This is a genomic window from Trinickia sp. (genome assembly GCF_035492435.1).
Taxonomy (GTDB): domain Bacteria; phylum Pseudomonadota; class Gammaproteobacteria; order Burkholderiales; family Burkholderiaceae; genus Trinickia.
Genome location: NZ_DATJJF010000148.1, coordinates 1 through 8,502, shown reverse-complemented (window position 1 = coordinate 8,502; position 8,502 = coordinate 1). Strand labels below are relative to the sequence as shown.

Sequence of the window (8,502 nt, the reverse complement as noted above, 5' to 3'; positions counted from 1 at the left end):
GCCGGCCAGCAGGTAGCGCTGGTGTTGCGTCACCCATGTAAGCAGTCGGATATTGCCGACTCTGCGGGCCACCCACTGTGTCGGTTCCTTGGCCGTGAGCGCAACGCCGACCAACAGTACGACAGGCTGATTGGCTCTGTTCATGTAGATGAATTCGGATACCCGCGAGATCGCGCCGAATGTGACGATCCGTTTCTCTACGAGCCGTAGGCCCGCCGGCCCGAGGTCGGGAGCGACAACACGGTCAGTGCCAGCTGTTGCTACTGGCGCGGGTGGTGTTGCATCGCGATAGTGACTCGATGCGCGCGCCAATGTCATCACTGCCGCACCGTCGAGCGCCTCATCTGAAGCTTGCAACGCGACAATCCATCCGCTCAAAGCGGCGAACGCAAGCGCGAACACCACGAAGGCGCGCAGTGCAACGCTGCGCGAGTGCGGCATGAGCCGCTTCAGTGCGGTTTGCCAACGAATCGCGATCGGCTCGTCCACTGGTGGGAACGCGCGCATCAATCGCTTGTTGATGATGCTGTAAAAAACGACCGGACGCGCTTCATCCGAGCGATTGTTAGAGAAGTGGCGCAGACGCTGCGCTCGCCCGGCTGCCACGACGCCATCTGCGGACGCATCAATATCCGTCTGCGTGGGCAGTGCATGATCGGGCGGGTCCGTAATTGCCATGTCAGGTATCAGTCAAGTGTCGGCTGGGCTGTGCAAAGGCAAACACGGTAACGATTCGATTTATTCCGCCACGGTCAATCGAAACGCGAGAGTGAACCGAAACTTGGTAGGCGTCGTTCCACTGCATATCATCGATTGAAAGGGTCAGCTCCGTACTTTTTGCCGCGTGAAATGAGGAACGTATTTGGAATGGCCAAGCCTCCGGCGCGTTCACTCCAATGAGACACGTGTAACTCACAACGGGAGAACCATCGTGCGAGTTCCAATTCTTCGTACCGGGCGAACGATCCTGGGCGTCGTCACTGTACTTGCGATCTCTGCGCTTTGCGACTCGCCTGCCTTCACTGCAGGGTTGCAGGCTGCGCCTTCCGACGAGGCACGTTTCCTGGCGGAAATCGATACCGCCATGACAAAGATGATGGACGGCATGTCCGTGAAGCCAACGGGCGATGTCGATCGCGATTTCGTCGCCATGATGGTTCCTCACCATCAAGGCGCCATCGACATGGCCCAGGCCGTCCTGCGCTACGGGCACAACGAACAATTGCGCCGCATCGCACAGGAGATCGTGGTCGAACAGCAGCAGGAAATTGCTGCCATGCGAATGGCCGTCGGGCAGCCGCTGCCGCCTTCCGTGCCGGCTCCCGATCAGCCAAAGCCAACTTTACCGAGCGTCCCCTCGATGTCTCACCGCGGCATGTCAACGAGCATGCCGAACCCGACGCAAAAGGAGCCGTGATGAAACCCAATTCGACTTGCGCCATCGCGTTATCGGCGCTCGCGCTCGCCGCAGCCCAGCTCGCTGTGGCTGGACAGGCCCCCGGATCGCTGTCCGATCCGGACATCCCGGTCAGCCATCGCGATCGCGTCTACGCCGCCGAGCAGTTTTCGAACACGGTGTCAGTGCTCGATCCGTCGGACAACAAGCTGGTCGGCTTGATTCGCCTTGGTGATCCAACGCCTGGCAATTTCAGCCCGTTATACAAGGGCCAACTGCTCGTGCATGGCATGGGTTACTCGCCGGACCATCGCACGATTGCGGTTGTGTCCATCGGATCGAACTCGGTCTCATTCATCGATACACAGACGAACACCGTCAAGCATGTCACTTACGTTGGCCGCTCGCCTCATGAGGCTTTCTTCACGCCTGATGGAAAGGAAGTCTGGGTTACTGTGCGAGGTGAGAATTATGTCGCGGTACTCGATGGGAAAACGTATGAGGAGAAAAGCCGCATCATCGTTCCGGCGGGCCCCGGTATGCAGATCTTCTCGCCGGATGGAAAGTACGGTTATGTCTGCTCGTCTTTCAATCCGGAGACCAAGGTAATAACCGTTGCGGACCACAAGATCATCGGCACAGTCAAACAGGCCAGCCCCTTCTGCCCAGACCTCGCTGCAACACCGGACGGCAAGCAAGTCTGGTTCACGCTGAAGGATGTGGGAAAAGTCCAAGTGTTCAACGCAAAGCCGCCATTTGAGCTCATCAAGACGCTCGACACGGGCCCGATTACGAACCACGTGAACATCGTGCATAACGCAAAGGGCATGTTCGCGTACGTGACGGTCGGGGGCTTGAACGTGGTCAAGGTGTTCCGAACCGATGACTTTTCTCAGGTCGCAGTGATTCCTGTCGGCAACTTGCCGCATGGGCTATGGCCGTCGGGTGACGGTAGCCGCATCTATGTCGGGCTCGAGAACGCCGATGAGATGACTGCGATCGATACACTGACCAACACCGTTGTCGCTTCGGTGCCCATTGGCCAGGCGCCGCAGGCGGTCACCTATGTGCCGAACGCGGTACCGGTTGGTGAGGGCACGCAGAACCTGCAGACGCTCGGCCTGGCGGGGCAGAATGTCCAGATTGCACTGGTGCGCGCGGAAGCGGGGAAGCCTGCGAACGCCGCAAATGCACCTACGACTGTCGCATTGTTCGACCAGGGGCTCGTGCAGGTGCTCCAGGCTGCCGTTACCGGCTTGCAGCCGAAGCAGCCCTATGTGCTGGGCCTTGTCGATAACGCCGATGGCACCGGTAACGTGCAAGTGCTCGCGAACTTCATGACTAATCCCGCCGGCTCGGCCATCGTGAACGCGATCGGCCAGGTTCGCCAATGGGTTGCGCCAGGGGCGACCACGGCCGATGACAAACGCCGCTATCTCGTGATTGCTCCGCAAGTGTCGGGCAAGCCAGGGGCCCCGGTGCAGGTGCAGCAGTCTCTGTGAACCGTTTGCCGCGGCCAGTATCAATGGCGGAGTCAAAATGCATCTATTTCGGAGTCCTAATCATGGGGGCGATCGTGCGGATCCCGAATGCGATGTCTTCGTGGAATGCGGAATAACTTGGCAGCAGGCGGTGTTTACTCTATGACATCGGAATCTGATGTTTCGCGCATACGCATGCGTTCGGGCGGGCCCTTCCATCTCGTCGTGGGTGTGGACCTCAGCCGTACAGGGTGTAATCGCAATCGTCAGTAAGCGGTGTTCCAATGCGGACACGAGAGGGAATATGTGCAAACTACTGACTATAGAGAATGATGAACTTGTCGTTCAGAACGTTCTAAGCACACTCAACTCAAGCGGCTTTGTCGTCGATGTGGCGACTACGGCTGAAAATGGCATGAAGCGTGCGGCGAACGGCACATATGATGCCGTGATTCTCGACCGGGAACTGCCCGATCTTGACGGCATCATCGTCGTCGCCGCACTGCGCCGCCTCGGCATCCATGCACCGATGCTGATGATGAGTTCTGATTGCAATGTCGAGCAGACCATCGAAGGCTTGCGTGCCGGCGCGGACGACTATATCTCGATACCGTTTTCTTGGGAGGAGATGTTGGTGCGCGTTGAAGTGCTGTTGCGCAGACAATCCGTTATGCGCGGGCTGTCAGCCGACGAGACAACAAAATGCATTCGCGGCGAGTTAGAACTTGATCTCATCAGGCGCACCGTAATCCATCAAAAAAGACATCTTGATTTACGGCACACCGAATTCCGCCTACTCGAGTACATGATGATGCATACCGGGGAAGTTCTGACGCGGACAATGATCTTGGATGCGGTATTCGATCGTCGGTTCGACCCCGGCACGAACGTGATCGATGTGCATGTGGGACACCTGCGCCGGAAGTTGAGTTCGCTGGGCGTGGAACCTATTCGGACTATTCGAGGCGCAGGCTACCGGTTCGGCTGAAGCTCCTGTCGTTGATCGCCGCTTCCCATGTTGAGTAGGCATCGTACGCCGTGGCAGGTGTTGGAGTACTACTCGGGACATGTGCGAATCATGGCGGTAAGGGCGATAATGCGACGTCACGCGACGAGCAACAGGGTTATGCCGTGACATTTCATCGAGGAGGCCGATCTTGCATTCCATCACCACCGTAGAGCAACTTGAGTCGATCTATGGGCCGCCGCATGAGCGTTCGATCTGGAAGGAGATCGATCATCTCAACGAGGACTACCAAGCATTCGTACGTGCGTCGCCTTTTGCCATCCTCGCATCTGTCGGGCCGAACGGAACAGATTGCTCACCGAAGGGCGATCCGTCAGGCTTTGTGGCGATTCTCGATGAAAAGACGCTGGCGCTTCCGGATCGGCCTGGTAACAACCGGATCGACAATCTGCGCAACATCATCGTTGACCCGCGCGTTTCGTTGCTATTCCTGATTCCAGGCATCGGGGAGACGCTAAGAGTTAACGGCCGGGCGCACATATCGGTCGACCCAGAACTGCTCGCACGGTTCGAGATCCAGAAAAAGCAACCGCGAACTGTCATCGTCGTCAACGTCGATGCAGCCTACTTCCACTGCTCAAAGGCGATCGTCCGATCGGGCCTTTGGGATCCCGAGCGGCAAATTTCACGTTCCGAGCTACCGAGCACTGGCGCAATCATTCGGCGTTTGAGGGGCGGCGATTTCGATGCCGAAGCTTACGACCGCGATCTGCCTGGAAGAATTGCCTCGGGATTGTATTAATAGGCCCGGCTAGCCTGTGTGGATTTGCAGAGCGCGTTGCAGAATCAACGCGCGCGCAAAGGTCGGCAGCATTCGAAATCAATTAAGCGGCGCCGATAATCGCCGGGCATAGTTTTTTAGCTGAAGTTGTGCCTCATGCCACCCCACAGAGCCAGAAATTGGCTCTCACCTAAGCTCGTGCCCTTCTCGGGCATCGCCACTACAAAAGTCGCGAGCTCGTCAATCAAACTTCGCGACTCAGCCAAGCCGCTGACAATGCGTGCGTATTTCGCATAATCATCTGCTATATTGTCGGGCCGTTAATTGCATCACCGCTCAGGACGAGCGTCGTATCAACAGTTAAAGGATCACCGTGTCATTCCAGAATTTACGCATCGGCACGCGCCTCGCCGTTGGTTTTGGCTGCTTGCTGTTGCTGTTGTTTGTACTTGTTGTCGTCACACTCCTTCGTTTTAGCACTGCCCGTCAGATCAGCGAAGAAAATAAAACTGCATGGATGAGCGCGGACGCCGCGTACACGCTCGAACTAGAAACGGCCGCCACGGCGAGCTACGTCAAACAGCTCTTTGTTTCGTCCGACCCATCGAATGTGAATGCCGTTCAACAAGGCATAGCAGCCCAAGCATCGGGTACGACCGCAGCGCTAGCGACAATTGACAAGCTGGTTACCGATCCCACTGGCAAGCAACTGATTGCAGACATGCGTGACGCGCGCACCCCATGGGTTGCCGCGCGCTCGGAGGTGGCGAAGCTGCTGGCGGCGGGCCAGCATGACGACGCGGCGAAGGTCATGCTCGAGCAAGGCATCCCGGCAATGACCAAATTCTTGCAGTCGCAGGCCAACCTCGTCGATTACGAAAGAAAGATGATGGAGGCCGGCAATCTCAACGCAGCAACGACCGTCGACTCCGCTCGCATGCTCATCGGGGTGTTGTCAGCGATCATTATCGCTATCAGCATTGCGTTCGCTTACGCTGTCACGCGCAGCATTACGCGCCCGGTCGGCGAGGCCGTGAAAATAGCGCAAAAGGTTGCACGCGGCGATCTCACGAGCCGAATCGTCGTATCGTCAAAAGACGAGATGGGCGAGCTCATGCACTCCTTGAAGGAGATGAACGAGCAGCTGACAAACGCCGTGAGCAATGTACAGACCGCGGCCGGTTCGATCGCGTCGGCGTCGGTCCAGATCGCTAACGGCAACCTCGATTTGTCGCAGCGAACGGAAGAACAAGCGGCTTCGCTCGAACAAACTGCGTCGAGCATGGAAGAGCTCACGGCGACGGTCAAGCAGAATACCGACAACGCGCGCGAAGCCAGTCGGCTCGCCAAAGAGGCGTCGGCCGAGGCTGCGAAGGGGGAGGGCGTGGTCGGCGAAGTTGTCGAAACCATGCATGCCATCGCGGGTAGCTCCCAGCAGATGACCGACATCATCGCCCTCATCGAAGGCATCGCATTCCAGACCAACATTCTCGCGCTCAACGCCGCGGTGGAAGCTGCGCGCGCCGGTGAGCAGGGGCGTGGTTTCGCTGTCGTCGCAGCCGAAGTGCGCACGCTTGCTCAGCGTTCAGCAGCGGCTGCCAAGGAAATCAAAGAGCTTATCGACGCGTCCGCCGTCAACGTCGATAAAGGAGCCGCGCTCGCTGATCGAGCAGGCCATGCCATGACGCAGATCACGAGCGTGATCGACCGTGTGGCCAGCGTCATGACCGAGATCGCCGCCGCTTCCGATCAACAAAGCACAGGCATCGAGCAGGTCGGCGGCGCTATCGTGCAAATGGATCAGGTTACGCAACAAAACGCGGCACTGGTCGAACAGGTTGCGGCAGCGGGCAGCTCGCTGCAGGATCAAGCGCAGCGCCTGCGGCAAGCGATCGCCGCCTTCCACGTCGATACTGGCTCGCGAGCAAGCGCTCTCGCAATGTAAGCAAAACCGCGCTCCCTTTGCGCTTCGACCCATCGAAGTACAGTCCTAGTCCTTTTTTTGTCTGCTTGTCATGGAAATGCGTTCTTCCCTTAGCGAGTTCATCGCCCTTGATGATCCCGCATCTCTCACCCGGCGTCGCGTGCTCCGAGGTCTTGTCGCGGCTGGCGCCGCGAGCGCGATCGCGCCCGTGTCCGGCGCTTATGCGTTTGCACAGCCGGCTGGCGCATCCGGTGCGGCCGAGACCGTGCCGAGCGCAGACGAACTGCCGCAAAGTATTGCCGAAGCGGGACGTGCGTTACGCAGCGGGAAGTATTCATCGGAAGAGCTCACGCAAGCCTATTTGCAGGCAATCGGCCGGTTGCAACCCACTCTGAATGCCTTCGTTACGGTGACGCGCGACAGGGCGCTTAGCGAAGCGCGCGAACGCGATCGCGAGTTGCGCGCGGGCAAAGACCGCGGGCCGCTGCATGGCATCCCTATCGTCCATAAGGATCTCTACGACACAAAGGGTATTCGGACGGCGGTCGGCACGGCGTTTTTCCGCGATCGTGTGCCGAACGACGACGCAGCGGTGGTGAGCCGCCTCGCCGCTGCAGGTGCGGTGACGCTCGGCAAAACAAACATGAACGAGTTCGCCGCAGGCATTACCGGGACGAACGAGTTCTTCGGTAATATTCACAATCCGTGGAACGTCGAGCGCTCTCCGGGCGGTTCTTCGAGCGGCACCGGCGCCGCCGTAGCGGCGGGTTTGTGCCTCGCGGGAACGGGCTCCGACACGGGCGGCTCGATTCGCGTGCCCTCGTGCTGGAACGGACTGACGGGTATCCGCCCGACCTTCGGCCGCGTCAGCCTGACCGGGGTTTTTCCTCGCTCGTACAGCCTCGATTGCGCCGGTCCTATTGCGCACAGCGCCGAAGATGTCGCGCTCATGTTGACGGCCATGGCCGGCTACGATCCGACTTACAAAAACTCGTTGAACGCGCCGCAGGAAAATTTCGGCAAGCATATCGACGCCGGTGTGAAGGGTCTTAAGCTCGGCATCGTTGAGAACTACTCGTTCAGGGATGTCGATCCGGACGTCGCGAAGGCGGTGGAAGCTTCGGTACGCACGCTGCAAGGCGAGGGCGCTCAAATCGTCCGCGTGAATATCCCTTTGCTGGCCAAGCCGCTCGACTTTTCGGCGCTCTTTACGATTCTCCTTTACGAGTTCAACGAGATCATCGGCGATCGCTACCGTGCGGCCGCAGACAAGACGCAGTTCGGGGAGATCGTTCGCAACGACCTCGCGAAGGGAGAAAAGATCTCGCGCGAGCAGTACGAGCAAGCGCTAACGGCGCGCACGCAATTGTTGGCGCAGTTCAAGGACGCATTCTCACAAGTCGACGCACTGATCACGCCGACTATGCCGACGACTGCGCCCGTCTTGGCGGCCGGCGGTCCGGCGTATGACCGCGGCAGAGAGTTCATGTTGCCGATTAGCTGGACGGGTTTGCCCGCTCTCTCGACGCAAAGCGGCTTCGATTCGAACGGGCTGCCGGTCGGCATGCAGCTGATCGGTAATTCCAGGCAGGAAGCGCGGCTGCTGCAAATTGCCCACGCCCATCAAAAGGCGACGGGCTTCTTCCTCAAGCGTCCGCCTGTTCACGCATAACGTTGGTTGCGGGCCGAGCGAAAATGGCGCAGGCCCGCTCGCGTGCTCTCATCGACGCTCGCCTTGCGGCGACCACCACCGCAAGGTGAGGGCGTTGGTCACCACGCTGACGCTACTGAACGCCATCGCCGCACCGGCAACGACGGGGCTTAGCAGCCCCAGCGCTGCCAGCGGCACTCCCACCACGTTGTAGACGAAGGCCCAGAACAAATTCTGCTGGATCTTCCGATAGGTGCGGCGCGAAATGTCGATGGCGTCTGCGATGAGCGCCGGGTCACCTC

At 59.0% G+C, this 8,502-nt stretch carries 7 protein-coding genes and 1 pseudogene; 6 read left to right on the top strand and 2 right to left on the bottom strand.

The genetic code is table 11. The features are described 5' to 3' along the window. Positions 1-678 (bottom strand): transcriptional regulator (locus VL598_RS11395; protein ID WP_325326824.1); only part of this gene is annotated, 678 nt, incomplete at its 3' end. Positions 679-931: 253 nt separating this feature from the next. Between VL598_RS11395 and VL598_RS11390 the strand changes: the two genes are divergently transcribed. The 6 genes from VL598_RS11390 to VL598_RS11365 all read left to right on the top strand — a co-directional run bounded on the left by VL598_RS11390 (position 932) and on the right by VL598_RS11365 (position 8,221). Next, positions 932-1,417 carry a DUF305 domain-containing protein gene (locus tag VL598_RS11390; RefSeq protein ID WP_325326823.1) on the top strand — a complete coding sequence of 162 codons (486 nt, stop codon included), beginning with the start codon at positions 932-934 and terminating at the stop codon, positions 1,415-1,417. Then, on the top strand, positions 1,417-2,898 hold the full coding sequence (locus VL598_RS11385; RefSeq protein ID WP_325326822.1) for a YncE family protein: 1,482 nt from the start codon (positions 1,417-1,419) through the stop codon (positions 2,896-2,898). Before VL598_RS11390 ends, VL598_RS11385 begins: the two co-directional genes overlap by 1 nt. A gap of 283 nt (positions 2,899-3,181) precedes the next feature. Further along, positions 3,182-3,865 (top strand): response regulator transcription factor, encoded by a 684-nt coding sequence (locus tag VL598_RS11380; protein ID WP_325326821.1) that lies wholly within the window; start codon positions 3,182-3,184, stop codon positions 3,863-3,865. A 166-nt stretch (positions 3,866-4,031) separates the two neighbouring features. Next, entirely contained in the window at positions 4,032-4,646 is a 615-nt protein-coding gene (locus VL598_RS11375) for a pyridoxamine 5'-phosphate oxidase family protein (RefSeq protein ID WP_325326825.1), read from the top strand. Between the two features lie 352 nt (positions 4,647-4,998). Next, a complete protein-coding gene (locus VL598_RS11370; RefSeq protein ID WP_325326820.1) occupies positions 4,999-6,570 on the top strand; it encodes a methyl-accepting chemotaxis protein in 1,572 nt (523 codons plus the stop codon). Between the two features lie 76 nt (positions 6,571-6,646). Further along, entirely contained in the window at positions 6,647-8,221 is a 1,575-nt protein-coding gene (locus tag VL598_RS11365; protein ID WP_325326819.1) for an amidase, read from the top strand. A gap of 48 nt (positions 8,222-8,269) precedes the next feature. Here the strand turns inward: VL598_RS11365 and VL598_RS11360 are convergent. Then, positions 8,270-8,502: pseudogene (locus tag VL598_RS11360) on the bottom strand (heavy metal translocating P-type ATPase); the annotation flags it as partial.